Origin of the sequence: Rhodococcus sp. p52 (genome assembly GCF_000763325.2) — a bacterium.
Lineage (GTDB): Bacteria > Actinomycetota > Actinomycetes > Mycobacteriales > Mycobacteriaceae > Rhodococcus > Rhodococcus pyridinivorans.
Genome location: NZ_CP016819.1, coordinates 2,749,512 through 2,765,721 on the forward strand (window position 1 = coordinate 2,749,512; position 16,210 = coordinate 2,765,721).

The following is a 16,210-nucleotide window of genomic DNA, read 5'->3' on the forward strand; positions in this document are numbered from 1 at the left end:
TACGGCGAATGCCGCCCCCGATCGGTGATCGGGGACGGCATTGTCCGGAACGGGACGAATTGCTCTGCGGCGCTGTGTGAGTGCTCAGCGGTTGCGGTCGGAGCTGTAGCCCCGGAGCCAGTCGGTGTACTTGTAGCTCGAGGTGTCGCGGATGCGGAACAGCTCGTTGCGGGCCTCGCGACCGGCACCGTCGAGGTGCCACAGGTCGCCCCACATGCGTCCGGTGGTGAGGATGCGGTCGGTCGCGGAGCCGTCGGCGTCACCGGCGGAGAACTCACGCCGCCGCGCTGGCTCTGAGGTTTCCGCACGTACGAACGACGAAGGCTCTTCCATCCCGGAGAGGATGGAAGAGCCTTCGCTCTTTTACGGGACGGACCGATCAGCGCGGATCGCGCTCGCAGCCGATCCCGTCGTTGTCGCGGTCGAGGCGCGGTGCGTATCCGGGGTCGTTGCGGTGGACCGGAGCAGCGCCCGCGTTCCAGGCCTCGGTGCAGTTCTTGACCCCGCCGCTCGGTGCGGACGGAGCCGGACGGGGAGCCGGGGGAGCCGGTGCCACCTGCGGAGCCGGGCCGGCCTGAGGTGCCGGCGGGGACGGGGGAGCCGGAGGTGCCGGCGGCGGAGCGAACGGATTGAACGATCCGCTCGGAACGAGATCGGCGATGCCCTTCGGGAGCAGGTCCACGAGAGGGAAGGCGGTGGCGGTCGAGGGTGCGGGTGTTACGTCGCCCGGTCGCAGACGACGATCGGCCCGCTCGCGACCGGATGTCGCGAACGGGCCGATGTACTCCGGGCCTGCCGGGGGACGGCCCGGAAGTCCGTCGTACGCCGGGCTCAGCCGGCGTCGGCCTCCTCGAACGCCACGACCACCTTCGGGTCGATCCGCATGACGGTGTACCCCGCCACCGCTCCGGCGCCGAAGCCGGGAGCGAAGATGCGCACCGGTTCGGTGATGACCCCCTCGCGGACGGCGTCGTGGATCGCGAGTGGGATGCTCGCCGACGACGTGTTGCCGACCTTCTCGATGTTGAAGTACAACCGGTCGGCCGAGAGTCCGGCGTTCGCGGCGAGCTCGATGACCATCGTCTTGTTCGCCTGATGGGGAACGATGAGATCGATGTCGTCGAGCAGCGAACGCTCGGCGTCGTCGGGAGACGGGAGGGCCTTGATCTCGTCGAGCATCTGCGCCAGATAACGACCGGCGAGCGTCTTCACCTCGGGTCCGTAGACCGTGATGAAGTTGTCGAAGTCCGGGTTCGGCCAGATGATCGAGTTGACCTCGCTCGTCGGGCCGCTCGCGTAGCTGTTGAAGAACTCGAGATCGGGTGCCTCGCCCTCGGCGGCCGGAGAGATGACCATCGCCGCGGCGCCGTCACCGAAGATCATCCGGGACGGCCGGACGGTGCCGATCTTGTCCGAGAACTTCTCGACGCACACCACGAGGACGGGGCGCTTGACCTGCTGCAGGATGCGGGTCGCCTCGGCCAAGCCGTAGGGCATTCCCGCGCACGCCGCGATCAGGTCGAACGAGGCATGGGTCTGCCCGATGCCCAGTTCGCCCGAGATCCACGTGGCCAGCGACGGGATCAGCCGACCGCTCGTGCACGTGCACGTGATGACCGCGCCGATGTCCTGCGGGCCGACTCCGGCGTGGGTGATCGCCTGCTTCGCCGCCGTCAGGGCCAGGTCCTCGAAGGTTCCCGAGGTGTACCGGCGCTGCTCGATCCCGGTCTTGGCCGTGATCTCGTCGGCCGACATGGGCGACCAGTTGTAGGCGGTGTTACGGATCAGGTCCTCGTTGGTGCACACCTGGTCGCCGTGCGCGACCGCGATCGCATCGATGCGGGGTGCGATCGCGAACTCCGAGCGCACGTCGACGGCCGGGTAGGGCGCAGACGGTGCCACCGGTTCGTGCCGCGTGTACGAGGTGGCCTTACGGGTCCTGCCCGACATGACCCGGTTGATGAACCGCTGGACCTCGCGATTGCGCGGATGGGAGGCCACGACGTAGTCGTCGTCCTTGAGGTCCGCGACCCGGACGAGTTCGGTTTCGCTTCCGTCCCAGGGCTGCTGGTTGTGCAGAACCATCGACCAGCGGCTCAGTGCCTCGAGTTCGGCGACGTCCTCGTGACAGTCGAGGATCTCGTCGTATCCGAAGACGGGGTGGTTCGGATCGTAGTGGCGAACACGCAGGGTGATGTTCTCCGGATCGGAGATCAGCTGTGGCACGGTCGGTTTGACCGTGGGCAGGTCGCCGGCGAAGTGACGACGCGAACCGAAGACCGCGAAGAGTCGATCGAAGATGCGGTCCTCGGCGGCACTGTCCCATGCGCGGGGGAGAGCGCGGTAGGCGTCCTCGACCGCCCCCAGCCGCTCTTCGGCCTCGGGCCAGGGAGTCAGACGAGGCATGTAGACGTCGTCGCGGTTGCGGGGAACGTCGCCCCAGCGAATGACGCGCCGCTCGAACATCATCAGCGGGAATCGGTCGGCCCAGAAGACGTTCAGGGCCATGTCCCGCATGATCTCGAACTTCGAGGCGTACTTGCCCAGTTCGTGCCGGGAGAGGATCTCCGAGACCGTGGGTGCCTTGGTGTCGAAGTCGCGTCGGATGACGGCGTCGAGGTGGTCGACGCTGCTCAGCGTAGAGAAGTCGAGTTCGGGAACGAAATTGGAGGGGAAGACAATTCGGCCGTGCCGATTGAGCTCGAATGGCTGCATGTGCGAGGGGACCGTTCGATTCGAAGTAGTGGGTGGGGAGACCGGATCACATGTCCAGGCCGCCGTTGACGCCCCATACCTGACCGGTGATGTACGAGGAGGCGTCCGCGGCGAGGAAGTGCACGACCCGGGCGATCTCCTGCGGGTCGGCCAGTCGTTTCACGGGGATGGTGTCGGTGATGCGTGCGAGAACCTTCTCGGGGATGGCCTCGACCATCTCGGTGGCGACGAAGCCCGGGGTGACGGTGTTGACGGTGACGCCGATGCCGTTCGGGTCCAGCTTGTCGTTCTTGGCCAGGTAGAAGGCCGCTTCCTTGGCGAGGGTCTTGGTGAGACCGAACAGGCCGGCCTTCGATGCCGCGTAGTTGGCCTGGCCGATGTTGCCGGTCTCGCCGATGACGGAGGAGACGTTGACGATGCGTCCGGTGCCACGCTCGAGCATGTGGCGCAGTGCGGCCTGCGCCAGGTAGAACGCACCCGAGAGGTTCACGCCGATGACGGTGTCCCAGTCCTCGTCCTGCATCTTCAGCACCGTGCGGTCGATGGTGATGCCGGCGTTGTTGATCAGGATGTCGAGACGGCCGTGCGTTTCGATGACCTCGTCGATGGTGCGTCGGCAGTCGTCGGCGTTCGCGACGTCACCGCGGTGCACGGAGTAACGGACGTCCTTGCGGCCCGTCTCGTTCAGGTCTGCGAGGAACTGATCCGCCTGGGCGGTGTTGCGTCCGTAGCCTGCGGCGACGGTGGCGCCCTGGCTCGCCAGGCTGCGGCTGATCGCCGCACCGATGCCGCGCGTGCCGCCGGTGACGAACGCGACGCGTCCGCGGAGCTTGTTTCCGCCGGCAGCGATCTGCGAGCTGGGTTCGATGGTGCTGGTCATGCTGATCTCCTCGCTGTGCGAGGGGGCGACGGGCGCGGCTGTTCGCCGACGTCGCACAAACGCCCCCTGCGCGTTGATTTCTCTGTGGAGGAGCACGTTTCGAATCCCCCTGACTCGAACGCGTGTCCCCTGAAACGAGCCTTCATTGGCTCATAACTCCCTGCGGCACCAATCATGCACCACCTCGATGATGTTGTCACCAGAAACAATTCGAGTCTCGAATTTCGTCAATTTGTCCAAATCGTTCGAGAAGTATTGGAGCACAATCATATTCGACGAATATTCGGGGTTACCCCACGGTACGAACATGCTGAATGTTCGTATCCATCCGGACGTACAGCCTGCACGAATCGGACTGCTCCAGAATGGCACAACGTGCTACCGGGGAGTCAGGTACAACTGTGTGCACATGGCGTGGACGCGAACGTGTTTCGCGCACGGTCCCGAAAGTAATTGCAGATGAAGGGATTCGGGGTCGATTTCCTACCGTGGGCGGTCGCTTGACGCCTGTCGGGGAGAGGCGCACTCCGTGCCGCCGAAGCTCGACCAAGACGAGCTCGTTGGTATTCCCCGTTCGAAAACGCGCCACACCTGGCGTCGGTGTGATTCTCGACACTACAGAGGGTCGTTGTGGCGAAGCGCAGGTCTTTCTGGCGATGAGAGGATGGCCCCGTGAGCAACACTCGTCTTGTCGAAACACCGGTGGCCGAACTCGAGGTACGTCTCGACGGGGAAGGGCCGGCAGTCGTCCTGCTGCCCTCCCTCGGGCGCGACTCCTACGAATTCGATCCGATCGCGAGCGACCTCGCCGCAGCGGGATTCACCGCTCTGCGACCGCAACCCCGGGGTATCGGCAGCAGCCGCGGACCCATGACCGGTCTCGACCTGCACGATCTCGCGGGCGACGTCGCCGCCGTCATCGAGCATTTCGACGCCGCACCCGCTGTTGTGGCCGGTCATGCGTTCGGGCACTACGTGGCCCGGGTACTCGCCGCCGACCGGCCCGAACTCGTCCGGGGGGTCGCCGTGCTCGCCGCCGGGGCCCGCCGGTTTCCGGCTTCGCTGACCGAGCGTGTCGCCAAGTGCTCCGACCTCTCGCTTCCCGACCACGAACGACTCGTGCACCTGCGCGACGTCTTCTTCGCCGCAGGACACGATCCGGCGGTGTGGCTCGACGGGGGGTGGCCCGACGCGATCGTGTCGCAGCGGGCAGCGATGGCCGCGACCGACAAGGAATCGTGGTGGACGGTGGCGCCGTCACCTCTGCTCGACGTACAAGCAGGAGAGGACGTTTTCCGGCCCGCGGAGACCCGAGGTGAGCTCGTCGACGAGTTCGGGAGCGAACTCGTCTCCACGGCCGTCGTGCCGGCTTGCGGGCACGCCCTCGTCCCGGAGGCTCCTCACGAGGTAGCCAGGATCCTGGTCGAGTGGATCCGTACGCGTCTCGGATGAAGGTTTCGTCATCTTCGGCTCATCGACCCCTCATCGTCGTGCGCCAAAGTTACCGGTGACCAGGACGAACACCGAGTCGAGGAGAACGATCATGGCGATGAGCCGCACCGCATGGGCCGTGACCGCTGTAGCGGTCGCGATGACGGCCGGCACCGTCGGTTTCGTGTCGGCGAACCAAGGTGAGTCCGCTCCCTCCGAACCGTCGTCGTTCACCGTCGCCCGCGTGGTGGACGAGACGACGACCGGCGGCCCGGATGGAACTGTTCGGGCGGGCGTCGACCCGGCCCGGGATGCGGGGCCGGGTGACCTGCCCACCGACATCCCCTACATCGACGTCACGAGCTGCGACGCGTGGTTCGAGGACTGGGACGACACGGTGCCGGACCACGTCGAGGACTTCTACGACGAGTGGGACGACCGCTGTGACGATGTACACGACGACGACCGGGACGACGACCGGGACGACGATCACGACGACTGACCCGCACGACGGCCCCACGACGACGAGACCCCACCGGAAGTGTTCCGGTGGGGTCTCGCTCTAGTTGCGTGGGTTACGCGAGCGTGCGTGCCATGCCGCGCTCGACGGCCGCGATGATCTGCGGCCGCAGCTCGACCGCCGGCACGATCGCGTCGACCGAGCCGACCTGCTGTGCGCGCTGGATGTTGTGGATCGCCTCGAACTCGGCTGCCACCTCACCGAGCTTCTCCGACCGCACCGCGGTGCGCAGAGCGGTGAGCTCGACGCCCAATCGTGCCTTGTCGCCGTCCTCGGCGGCCCGCAGCTGCGCCTCGAGTTCCACGACCCGCGGATCGCTCGCGGTGCGCTTGTTGACGTCGCGGGTGAAGACCACCGCAGCCGCCGGAGCGCCACCGAGCACCGAGGCGAACGAACCCTCCACGGCGAGGACTTCCATGTTCTCGTTCAGTGCGCCCGAGAACACCACGAAGGCACCACCGTGGTAGCGGGAGACCACGACGAACACGATCGGACCGTCGAAGTTGACGATGGCCCGGCCGATCTCGGCGCCGTACTCGAGCTGCAGGTTGCGCAGCGACTCGGGGGAGCCGTCGAAGCCCGACAGGTTGGCGAGCACCACGAGCGGACGGTTGCCGCTCGCCGCGTTGATCGCCCGTGCCGTCTTCTTCGACGACTTGGGGAACAGCGTGCCCGAGGTCCACTGGTCCGGTCCGTCGGCGGGGAACCAGCCCTTGCGCGGGATCGCGCGGGACTCGATGCCGATGACCGTCACCGGGTTTCCGCCCAGGTGCGCGTCGAACACGACCGAGGTGTCGGCGTCGGCCATGTCGGCCCACCGTTCGAGCACAGCGTGGTCCTGGTCGACCACCGAGCGCATCACCGTACGGATGTCGAACGGCTTCTTGCGATCCGGGTTGGTCTCGGACGAGAAGATGTCGCCCACGGTGGTGAAGTCGCTGGACGGATGCACGTGCGGGTACACGCACACGTTGCGGTCGACCGGGTCGGTGGACGCGGCCTTGCGCGGGAAGCGCTCGCCCGGCGCGACGTAGGCGTGGGCGTAGTGCGCGAACAGCGTCTCGATGGCGGCCCTGAGGTTGGGAGCCCAGTACTGCGCCTGACCGTTGGGGCCCATGACGCGGTCGTAGCCACCGATACCGAAGTTGTCCTCGGCGGAGACGCCACCCGAGTAATCGAGCGACTGCTTGCCGGTGAGCACCATGGCGCTGTCCGGGGTCATCACGAGGATGCCCTTGGTGTGCATGAGCATCGTCGCCTCGGCGTTCCAGTACGGCTGCGCGCCGACATTGATGCCGGTGACCACGACGTTGATCTCGCCGCCGTTCTGCGTGAATGTGATGATGCGACGCAGACCGCGCGACACCCAGTCCATGTTCTCGGTGCCCGAGTCCATGGAGATCGTCGCGCCGGACGACAGCGCGAACCACTCGACGGGAGCGTTCAGGCTCTCCGCCAGGTCGATCGCGGCGACCACACGGGAGCACTCGGCCTCCGCGACGGTGCCCAGCGCCTTGGTGGGATCACCGAACAGCGTGACGCGCTTCATGCCCTCGGGGTACCGCGGGGTCGGGGTGTCGACGACGCCGACGATCAGACCCGCGGTGTTGCGGCCGTAGGGGCGGTCGACGGGCACGAGGGTGCCCTGCTCGTCGAAGTCGTACTCGACGAAGGTGCCCTCGCCGCCGGTGAGCAGCGGGATCAGCTCGTACGGGTAGACGGTGCCGCGGGCACGGGACCGCTGGACCTTCTGGGTGTACTCGTCGAGCGGCTTCAGCGGCTCCTTCGGCGGCTCGGTGACCCGCACGATGACGCCCGCACCGGAGCGGTACGAGAAGCGCAGGGCGACCTCGCGTGCCGGCTCGTCCTGGCGATCACGCCACGACCCGATGACGGTGATCTCCTCGAGTCCGGCACCCACGGTCAGCGGCGCGGCGTTGCGGCCGATGCGGCGTAGGTCCTCCATGTCGAGATCGACGGCGGGCCACACGTAGAGCACCACGCGGTTCGCGTCGAGACGTCGCCCGCCGCGGTTGGCCTGGGCGCGTCGCATGCCGTCGAGCGAGCTCGCGAGAGCGCGTTCGAAGGCCGGCAGTCCGACGATGCGACCGGACTCGTCGCGCTGCGGCGTCAGGTCGCGCACCTCGGCGAGGGCGATGAACCGCTCATCGGACGGATTGTCCTGCGACACCAGGTGATACAGGTAGGTGTCCGGGTTGGCGGGCAGGCGGGTGCCGTCGAAGTTCTTCAGGCGCCACAGATCCAGACGCTGACCCGTGAGCGGGTGGATGTCGCGGATGTTGGTCTCCTCCGCGTATCCGGTCTCGTAGGGGCGGAAGGTGAACACGTGCTCTTCGGCCGTGTCGGTGTGGCAGACCGTCACGGTCACGCGACGGGCCACGCCGGTCACCGGGCGTGCGGCGAGTTCGGCGCGCAGCGCGTCGGCCTGGGCGTCGGCATCGGCCGGAGCGTCGTCCCACGCGAGGTACAGGTCGATCACGAGGTTCTTCGTGTCGGGAACCGAGGACGCCGACTCCTCGACGGCGTCGAGCAGCGACGCGAACTCGGCCTGCGGGGCCTCGGCGGAGATCAGGTATAGGCGCGTGCCGCGCAGATCGAAGTTGCCGGTGACGAACTGGTGTCCGCCGACGGTGCACGAACGCACGTCCTCGAGGGTGCGGATCTTGTACGCCCGGCGAGCGATGACCTCGAGCAGCGGGCCCGGAACGGTCTCCGGACGCGTGATCTGCTGTGCGAGAAGGTCGATCAGCGGCTCGGGTGTGGCGACCAGCGAATCGATGCGCTGCGCGTAGTCCGTCGCCTGCGGATGCTCGGCGAGGTACGCGAGCGAACCGCGGACCCCGTCGTAGACCTGCTCGCGGGCCTTGCGGATCACCGGCTCCTCGAAGTAGCGGTACCGCAGGTTGCGGGCGGTGTCGCCGATGACCGGGAAGCGGACCTGGGTCGCGACGATCAGCCGGTCGAGGACTTCGTTGAGCTCGTGGGAGATCCCCACCTCGGTGTCGTCGCGCTCGACCCAGCGGTCGAGCAGCGAGGTGACCACGGGGACGTGGGCCTCGATGCGCTCGAGCGCGAGGAACAACCGGTAGACGGCCTCCTCGAGCTCCGGGGTGCGATCGAGTTCCAGGACGTCGTAGTGCCGCAGGGCACGGGCGAGACGCGCGCGGAAGCTGTCGGGCAGACCCCCGACCTCCACGTCGAGCGACTGCAGGTAGCCGTGGAAGAACTCGCGGGGGCTGTGGACCCGGTCGTCGCTGTTCTTCTCCTCCTCGGTCGGACGGTTGCGCGACAGTTCGCACACGTCCGCGAAGGTCGTCAGCAGCGAGAGCTCGGCGCGGACGAGCGCGCACGAGTCGACCGAGCCGGAGAGACGCTCGTACTCGGCGAGCAGTGCCGCGGTGCGCTTGGCGGACACGTCGTATCCGGTGACCAGAGCGGCGAGCGAGTCGAGGCGAGCGAGTGCGTCGGCGGCGACATCGTCGCTGAGCGAGGGCGCCGGTGCAGCGAACTCCACGCGCTCGACGGTCTCGGTGACGACCTCCTCGACGATCTGGTCGACCCGCAGAAGCGGGGCGCCCGCGTCGACCTGCGCGTTGACGACGGCGAGGATCTCGCGGACCTTGCCGGCGAAGGGAGCGCGGACCGCGGTCTCCATCTTCATCGACTCGAGCACGACGAGGGTCTGACCGGCCTCGACCTCGTCACCGACGGCGACGGGAACCGCGACGACCACGGCCGGGGCAGGGGTGCGCACCACGCCGGCCTCGTCCTGGCTGATCTGGTGGCTGATGCCGTCGACCTCGACGAGGAAGTGGGCCGGACCGGCGATCGACACCACGTTGTGGCGGCGTCCGCCGAGGGGCAGGCGCGACTCGTAGTCGCCCAGCCGCTCGACGTCGACGTCGAACTCGGCGGAACCGGTGTCGACCCGGTAGCGGTGCGGGCCGACCTGGCCGACGACGAGCTCGTAGGCCTGGCCCTGGTAGCTCAGCTCGATCTTGCGTCCGACGGCGTGTCCGGCACGCGGGCGACCGCCGCGGGCCGAAGCGAGGAAGGCGGAGCGCTCGTGGGCCTCGTCGGTGTCGTAGACATCGACGGCCGTCGCGATCAGAGCGACGTCGGCGACCTTGGACGGACCGGTCTCGGTGCCGGCGCCGGTGCGGTCGAGCCAGCCGGTGTCGGCGGAGGCGTCGATGACCTCGGGACGGTCGAGCAGGTCGAGCAGGAACGACTTGGTCGTCGTGCCGCCGTCGAGGACGACGGTGGTCTCGCGCAGAGCGGTGCGCAGGCGGGCGAGTGCCTCGTCGCGGTCGCGGCCCCACGCGATGATCTTGGCGACCATGGAGTCGTAGTCGGGCGGAATGACGTCGCCCTGGGCGATGCCGGTGTCGACACGCAGACCGGAGCCGAGCGGGAACTTGAGCAGCTGCACGGTGCCGGGAGCGGGTGCGAAGCCGTTGGCGGCGTCCTCGGCGTTCAGACGGGCCTCGACGGCGTGCCCGAACTCGCCGGGGCACTCGCCGGGAAGCTTCTCGCCGGAGGCGACGAGGATCTGCAGCTTGACGAGGTCGATGCCGGTCGTGGCCTCGGTGATGGGGTGCTCGACCTGAAGACGCGTGTTGACCTCGAGGAAGGTGAAGATCTTCAGGTCGGGCTGGTAGAGGTACTCGACGGTGCCGGCACCGGCGTAGCCGGCGGCGCGGACGAGATCGGCCGAGACCGTGCGCAGGTGGTCGGACTGCTCCTTGGTGAGCAGCGGCGAGGCGGACTCCTCGATGACCTTCTGGTTCTTGCGCTGGATCGAGCAGTCGCGCACGCCCGGGGCCCAGACGTTGCCGTGCTTGTCGGCGATGACCTGGACCTCGACGTGGCGTGCGTCGGTGACGAGACGCTCGATGAACACGACGGGGTCGCCGAAGGAACGCTCGGCCTCACCCTGGGTGCGCTCGAGGGCGAGCTCGAGCTCGTCTTCGGCGTAGACCTTGCGGATGCCACGGCCACCGCCGCCGGAGCGGGCCTTGATGATCAGCGGGTAGCCGATGGCCTGCGCGTGGCGGCGCGCGTCGGCGCGGGAATCGACGGGTCCACCGGACCACGGTGCGACGGGAACGCCGACCTTCTCGGCGAGGAGTTTCGCCTCGACCTTGTCGCCGAGCAGACGCATGGCGTCGGCGGAGGGACCGATGAAGGTGATCCCGAGGCGGGCGCACAGCTCGGCGAAGGCGGGGTCCTCGGCGACGAAGCCCCAGCCGACCCAGACGGCGTCGGCCTTCGCCTCGAGGAGCGCGCGCTCGAGTTCTGCATGATCGAGGTAGGGGGTCGCCGCCGTCGTCGACGGCCGGAGGGTCACTCCTTCGTCGGCCTGACGGACGAACATCGCCCGTCGCTCGGCATCGGTGTGCAGAGCGATCGTCTTGATGTCGTAGCCGTGCTCGGAGTTGAGCTCCCGGACTGCCCGGATGAGGCGTACGGCCGCCTCACCGCGATTGACCACTGCGATCCGCTTGAACATACTCGTTGCCACCGTTCTCCATGGTTTGTGCACGCATCGGGCGCGCGTCTCGAAGCTCCACCCCAATGAGGAAGTCAAACTAACCGGTCCTACCTTCCACGTCTCGTGTTGGCGACGCGAGCGGGAACATGTAGCGGTCGGCTCCTCGTGGTTGGCATGGGCATGCGTGTTCGTCGTCGATCCACCGGGCAACATCCGCGGTGTCCGAAGGACCGTTTCGAACAGGTCTCCGCAGCTACGGCCGTCGGTTGCGACGGTCACGTCCCCCTGGGCGAAGGCTCCGTTCGGATTACAGCATGGAGGAAACATGAGGGTTTGTCACGTTTTGCTTCCATGCGGGGCGATCGGCGGCGCCCTCGTGGCCGACTTCTCTCACAGGCATTCGCGCGCAGAGGATTTCGCTCGGGAACGGGTGTCGGGGAGGGGGTCTCCGGTCCCGGAGGCTGCCGGTACTGTGCAGTAACACCGATCGGTAACTTCCTGAGGGGTCAGGGACCCGTCGCCGGCGTCCTCTCGCTTCTGCTGGTACGCAACGGTTTTCGCGCGCCCCCGTCTCGGGCGCGATCCGGGATCGAGCAAATCGCTCGGAGCTACCTCGATAATGCTGTGACATCCGTCACGAAGGGCGAAAAGGTGAAGGTCTCAACCGAACCGGAGCGCGGCCGTGGACGTGTGGGATCGTGCCCGTCGAGCGCCCGGGATCGGGGCCGTTACCGGGCATTTCTCCGAGCCCGCGCGGAATCTGGAACAGTGGACGGTGCATGCCTGCGGACGAGCCGCGAGGAGGATCCCCGTGTCCGAAGCCGATCGACCCCACCTCCCGGGGCGCGACGACGCGCCCGGCCGGGACATCCCGTCGGTGGACCGGCGGACACGTATCGCCGGGCAGGTCCGCCGGTGGTGCGAGACCGGCAGTATCGAGGGCGGGCACGCTCCTCTGTCGGACGCCGCGGCGGTCGCACTGGCCGCCGGCTACCTCGACGAATCGGCACGTGCTGTGCTGGCGAACCGCCGGCGCGTCGGGCGCCGGTTGCCCACCCTCGACGGATTCGGTGAGCTGCGCCGCCTGTCCGACGAGCACGCCCGCCTCCGCACACGGATCGACGGCCTGCGTCCCGGCGCTGCGCGACTCGCACTCGAATACCGGGCCAACGAGCTCGGTAAACGCATCCGGGCGGCGCGACAGACCGTCGTGCACTCGCCGCTGCACTACGCCCAGGGCGTCCGCGCCGTGCGCCGCGACCGACGCGACGGGCTGCATCTCGAGATCGAACAACGCGAGGCGCTGTTCGCTGCACTGCGACGCACCCCGGCGCCCCTGCCCGTCACGCCCGTCGAGCAGGCCCGGGGAGTGGTGCTCGGTGTCGCCGTCGACCGCGTGGGTCGCTGGTCCGAACGCACCCCGCTGGCCGAGACGGGGCGTCGCGTCGCCGAACGGCTCGGACGCGAGGTGCCCTCCGGCGACGACCGCTTCGTCGACCGCTACGACACCCTGCTCTTCCTCGCCGGTGCCCTGTACGACCGCGTCGAGGCATCGGCGGCGTGGCGTTCGGAGTACTTCGAGGTTCAACGAGCCCAGCTCGATCTCGCCGAGGAGCTCACCCAGATCGCGGTGGACACCGTCGCCCTGCGCGACCTGCTCGACGAGTTGCAGTCCGCGATCCGATCGGCGCCCGAGGCGCGGTCCGGTCTCGAATCCCGGGTGGCAGCGCTCGAACCGGTATGGGACCAGATCCTTGCGCGCGTCACCGCGCTCGCGCGCATCGGCGACCTGCTCACGCGCGCGGAGGGCCATCTGCATCTCACACACATCGCGCAGCGGACCGCGAGTCTCGACCAGCGGATCGACGACCTGATCGGCAGATCGGGTGCGCGCGAGTTGTCCGCCGAGAACACCGATTTCGTCGGCGACCAGCTCGGCGCCGCAGCCGAACCGATGGTCGCGCTCCGCAGTGCTCTGTGGACGGACATCGCCGAGCTCACCGCAAAGGAGTAACTCGGAGTTACTGTCATCTGTCACATCGATTCGGCTGCGTTTCGGGTCGTATCCCCGAACTCGTGGAAAGTGACCGTCTTCACTGGTGTATTCGTCCGAACCGGTGGTAGCTTCCTCGCGTCCTATCGGGGGTCGATACACAGGGGGGTGCGGTGGCGTCGCGGTTCGTGCGTACGGGTTTCGCGCTGGCTGTCGCTGCGGTGCTGGGGGTTTCGGGTTGTTCGGGGGCGACGAGCGTGTCCGTCGTCGACGACCCGCAGCTCGAGGCCGAGTTCGAATCGGTGCTCGTCTCCGGACAGTCCCGCACGCTCGGGGAGGTCGCGGCCGCAGCGGGTGTCGAGTCGTGGGACCGGATGTACTACTTCCGCGTCCCGGTGCTGATGAGCGAACTCAACCGCGTGATGCACACCCCCGGAGTCACCTGGCGGAACATGCCGGGATCCGATGCCGAAGGGCTCATCGTCTTCGTCTCGGAGGGGCAGATCGTGCGCGCGGTCGCCGACCGCAAGCCGCCGCTGTACCTGAGCGGTTTCGCGACCTCCGATTCGTACGTCACGCCCGACGAACTCGCCGGCATGCCCCGTCTCGCGGTCGAGTCGAGGGGCCGATGATCCGGTAGCTGTCACCCGGCTGCCTCGTATGTCCGCCTTCGGGTAGTTTTGCTCGCGATATCGAGTAATGAATTTCTTTCCCGAAGAGGTGTGGGGTGGCACGGGTAATCGCGACGATCAACCTGAAAGGTGGCGTCGGCAAGACCACGACGACGGCCGCTCTGGGCGAGTTCATGGCGGCGGAGTTCGGGCAGCGGGTGCTGATGATCGATCTCGACCCGCAGACCAACCTCACCACGATGATGGTGGGGGAGGAACGCTGGCAGGAACTGAACGAACTCGGTCTGACCCTCGCGACGCTCTTCCGTAAGGCGATCACGCCCCACGCCGACGCGTTCGACATCGAGAAGGCCGTCCAGAAGAACGTCTCGCCCGTGCGAGCGGTCCGTGATCTCGACCTGCTCGCGTCGTCGCTGGATCTCATGGACATCCAGGAGGGGCTCACCCACCAGCAGTACGCCGATCCCGGCTCGCACCGTCCCGTCGAGGTGCTGCTCTCCGCTGTCCGGCCCATCGCCGACCGGTACGACTACATCCTGATCGACTGCCCGCCGAATCTCGGGATCCTCACCCTCAACGGATTGCGTCTCGCCGACGGCTATCTCATCCCGACGATTCCCGACATCCTGTCCACCTACGGAATTCCGCCGCTGCAGACGAAGATCCAGGAATTCGCGACACGGACCGGGCACACCGTGCGGGAGATCGGTCTCGTCATCACGAAGTACCGCAGTGCCTCGAATCTGCACCGCACGATCATCGAACAGCTCCAGCGCGACCCCCGGATTGCGAGCGTCGTTCCCGCCTGGGTGCCCGAGGCCAATCAGATCGCGGCGTCCGCCGAGTTCGTGCCCTACGGCACGCTCAAGCGAAAGTACGGCAACACCGGCCAGTACGACGCACTGCGAATCCTCACCGAGACGATCATGATGAATGCGCAGGTGTACCTGTGACGAATCCCGACCCCGATACCGACATGGCACAGGCGCGTCTGCGGGTGCGCATCGGCGAGGCGAGTTCGGCGTTGCTCCGTCTCGACGAGGCGGCACCCGGCACGGCCGGCGCGCTCGTCGCTCTCGTCCAGGTGATCGCCGATGAGGCGGCACGCACGCCGCGGTTCGCGAGGGCACTCGCGGGAGCGCTCTCGGTTACCGCGGACGCAAGCGCCCCGACCCCTGCTCCCGCTCCTGCTACGCGCCCGGCCGCGGCCCGAACGTCTGCGCGTCGCAGTCGTCGCGCACCCGGGGCCTTCGACCCGTTCGTGGTGTTCCGCGAGAGCGGCGAGGCGACTCTGCGGGAGAGGCTGTCGACCCTCGGGGTCGAACAACTCAAGGACATCATCGCCGAGCACGCCATGGACTACGACAAACTCGCGATGCGCTGGCGCACCCCGTCCAAACTTCAGGACCGCATCGTCGAACGGGTCAAGGCGCTCACCACGAAGGGTGATGCTTTCCGGTGATCGGTCACATGCAGTTCTTCTTCTGCTCGTAGCCACGTATGGTCGCACCAGACCTCCGGTCTCGATGAGACCGCGCAGGACGTGGGCACATCGCGCGTCGATCCCGATTCACTGCTCGATGTGCGCACCGAGAAGAGGAGTCGATATGGGGGACATCGTTCGACAGGGAGTCGCGGCCTTCGTGGCCGAGGTTCTGGCGCGAGGCGGCCGGGCCGAGCCGATCCCTGGACAGCGGGACGTCCGCGTACAGGGCGCGGACGGATCCGAACGTGTGGTGCGGGTGTGCTCGACGGCGAGCGATCCGTGGCTCGCGCGACGCCGCGACGGAGTGCCCGCCGCCGACGGTGCGGGCGTGTCGTACTGGGTGTTCGTCGATCTCGCACCCGAGCTACCGGAGTTCTATGTGGTGGACGCGGACGACATCGAAGGGGGAATCGAGGAGGAGGTCGCGCTCTGGCTCGCCGACCGCCCCGGCCGGACACCGACCGGCAGTCACCCGATTCAGCGCAGCAATGTCGTTCACGGTCAAGATCATTGGGATCTGCTCGGTCTCGACGCGGTCAAGGATCCCGACCACGACGCGGCGCCGGTGCCGGCAGCGGCCGTCCGCGTAGCACGTCCGGCCACACCGGCGGTCGCCGAACCCGACACCGACGACGGACGGCTCGCGGTGGTCGCCGACATCGGGGGATACCGCGTGCAGGGGCGCGTCGATCCGGTGTCCGGGACGCTCGAGATCAACCGGGGACCGATGGAGGGGCGTCGCTTCCCCGACGCCGCGGCAGCCGCACAGGCGCTCGTCACCTTCTTCGACGACCACGAGACCGTCCCCGACGGCGACACCTTCTGGCGGAGCGAGATCCTCGAGTGAGAACGCACTCCCGATAGCGGCTTCGGCTCGTTTCGATCTCCCGTGAGCGAGCTCGGCTCGTTTCGATCTCCCGTAAGCGAGCTCGGCTCGTTTCGATCTCGCTGACCACAACCGTCGACTCTGCCGACGGATGGCGGTGAACTGAATCGGCGCAAGCGACAACGCCAGGTTCAGATCATCGAAGGAGAGAT

The 16,210-nt window shown here is 67.5% G+C and carries 11 protein-coding genes and 1 pseudogene; 7 read left to right on the plus strand and 5 right to left on the minus strand.

Annotated features, from left to right (window positions below; genetic code table 11):
- Positions 1–84 precede the first annotated feature (84 nt).
- From IM25_RS26825 to IM25_RS12785, 4 genes and pseudogenes are all read right to left on the minus strand, one after another.
- Positions 85–240 (minus strand): annotated as a pseudogene (locus IM25_RS26825) (salicylate monooxygenase); the annotation flags it as partial.
- A gap of 139 nt (positions 241–379) precedes the next feature.
- Entirely contained in the window at positions 380–736 is a 357-nt protein-coding gene (locus tag IM25_RS12775; protein WP_065996088.1) for an excalibur calcium-binding domain-containing protein, read from the minus strand.
- A gap of 95 nt (positions 737–831) precedes the next feature.
- Positions 832–2,715: a ketoacyl-ACP synthase III gene (locus tag IM25_RS12780; protein WP_033097342.1), complete on the minus strand. Its 1,884-nt coding sequence runs from the start codon at positions 2,713–2,715 to the stop codon at positions 832–834.
- Between the two features lie 46 nt (positions 2,716–2,761).
- A complete protein-coding gene (locus IM25_RS12785; RefSeq protein ID WP_006553955.1) occupies positions 2,762–3,595 on the minus strand; it encodes a 3-oxoacyl-ACP reductase family protein in 834 nt (277 codons plus the stop codon).
- Positions 3,596–4,267: 672 nt separating this feature from the next.
- Here IM25_RS12785 and IM25_RS12790 point away from each other — a divergent pair.
- Both IM25_RS12790 and IM25_RS12795 read left to right on the plus strand, forming a co-directional pair.
- Positions 4,268–5,047 carry an alpha/beta fold hydrolase gene (locus tag IM25_RS12790; RefSeq protein ID WP_037215787.1) on the plus strand — a complete coding sequence of 260 codons (780 nt, stop codon included), beginning with the start codon at positions 4,268–4,270 and terminating at the stop codon, positions 5,045–5,047.
- Between the two features lie 97 nt (positions 5,048–5,144).
- On the plus strand, positions 5,145–5,528 hold the full coding sequence (locus IM25_RS12795) for a hypothetical protein (protein ID WP_232333319.1): 384 nt from the start codon (positions 5,145–5,147) through the stop codon (positions 5,526–5,528).
- Positions 5,529–5,601: 73 nt separating this feature from the next.
- Here IM25_RS12795 and IM25_RS12800 read toward each other — a convergent pair whose 3' ends face one another.
- The gene (locus IM25_RS12800; protein WP_065996089.1) at positions 5,602–11,079 is read right to left on the minus strand and encodes an ATP-binding protein; all 5,478 of its coding nucleotides are present in this window, start codon (positions 11,077–11,079) and stop codon (positions 5,602–5,604) included.
- Positions 11,080–11,872: 793 nt separating this feature from the next.
- On the opposite strand from IM25_RS12800, the gene IM25_RS12805 reads away from it, so the two are divergent.
- From IM25_RS12805 to IM25_RS12825, 5 genes are all read left to right on the plus strand, one after another.
- Positions 11,873–13,075: a hypothetical protein gene (locus IM25_RS12805; RefSeq protein ID WP_033097346.1), complete on the plus strand. Its 1,203-nt coding sequence runs from the start codon at positions 11,873–11,875 to the stop codon at positions 13,073–13,075.
- Between the two features lie 152 nt (positions 13,076–13,227).
- A complete protein-coding gene (locus IM25_RS12810) occupies positions 13,228–13,686 on the plus strand; it encodes a hypothetical protein (RefSeq protein ID WP_231780921.1) in 459 nt (152 codons plus the stop codon).
- A 95-nt stretch (positions 13,687–13,781) separates the two neighbouring features.
- Positions 13,782–14,639 carry a ParA family protein gene (locus tag IM25_RS12815; protein WP_006553961.1) on the plus strand — a complete coding sequence of 286 codons (858 nt, stop codon included), beginning with the start codon at positions 13,782–13,784 and terminating at the stop codon, positions 14,637–14,639.
- The gene (locus IM25_RS12820; protein WP_006553962.1) at positions 14,636–15,148 is read left to right on the plus strand and encodes a hypothetical protein; all 513 of its coding nucleotides are present in this window, start codon (positions 14,636–14,638) and stop codon (positions 15,146–15,148) included. Before IM25_RS12815 ends, IM25_RS12820 begins: the two co-directional genes overlap by 4 nt.
- 145 nt (positions 15,149–15,293) lie before the next feature.
- Entirely contained in the window at positions 15,294–16,019 is a 726-nt protein-coding gene (locus IM25_RS12825; protein ID WP_033097347.1) for a hypothetical protein, read from the plus strand.
- Positions 16,020–16,210: the final 191 nt, after the last annotated feature.

Bases quoted from the DNA above. Each gene is read 5' to 3' on its own strand.
- IM25_RS12780 (WP_033097342.1), bottom strand. From the start codon at position 2,715: ATGCAGCCATTCGAGCTCAATCGGCACGGCCGAATTGTCTTCCCCTCC.
- IM25_RS12785 (WP_006553955.1), bottom strand. From the start codon at position 3,595: ATGACCAGCACCATCGAACCCAGCTCGCAGATCGCTGCCGGCGGAAAC.
- IM25_RS12795 (WP_232333319.1), top strand. From the start codon at position 5,145: ATGAGCCGCACCGCATGGGCCGTGACCGCTGTAGCGGTCGCGATGACG.
- IM25_RS12800 (WP_065996089.1), bottom strand. From the start codon at position 11,079: ATGTTCAAGCGGATCGCAGTGGTCAATCGCGGTGAGGCGGCCGTACGC.
- IM25_RS12825 (WP_033097347.1), top strand. From the start codon at position 15,294: ATGGGGGACATCGTTCGACAGGGAGTCGCGGCCTTCGTGGCCGAGGTT.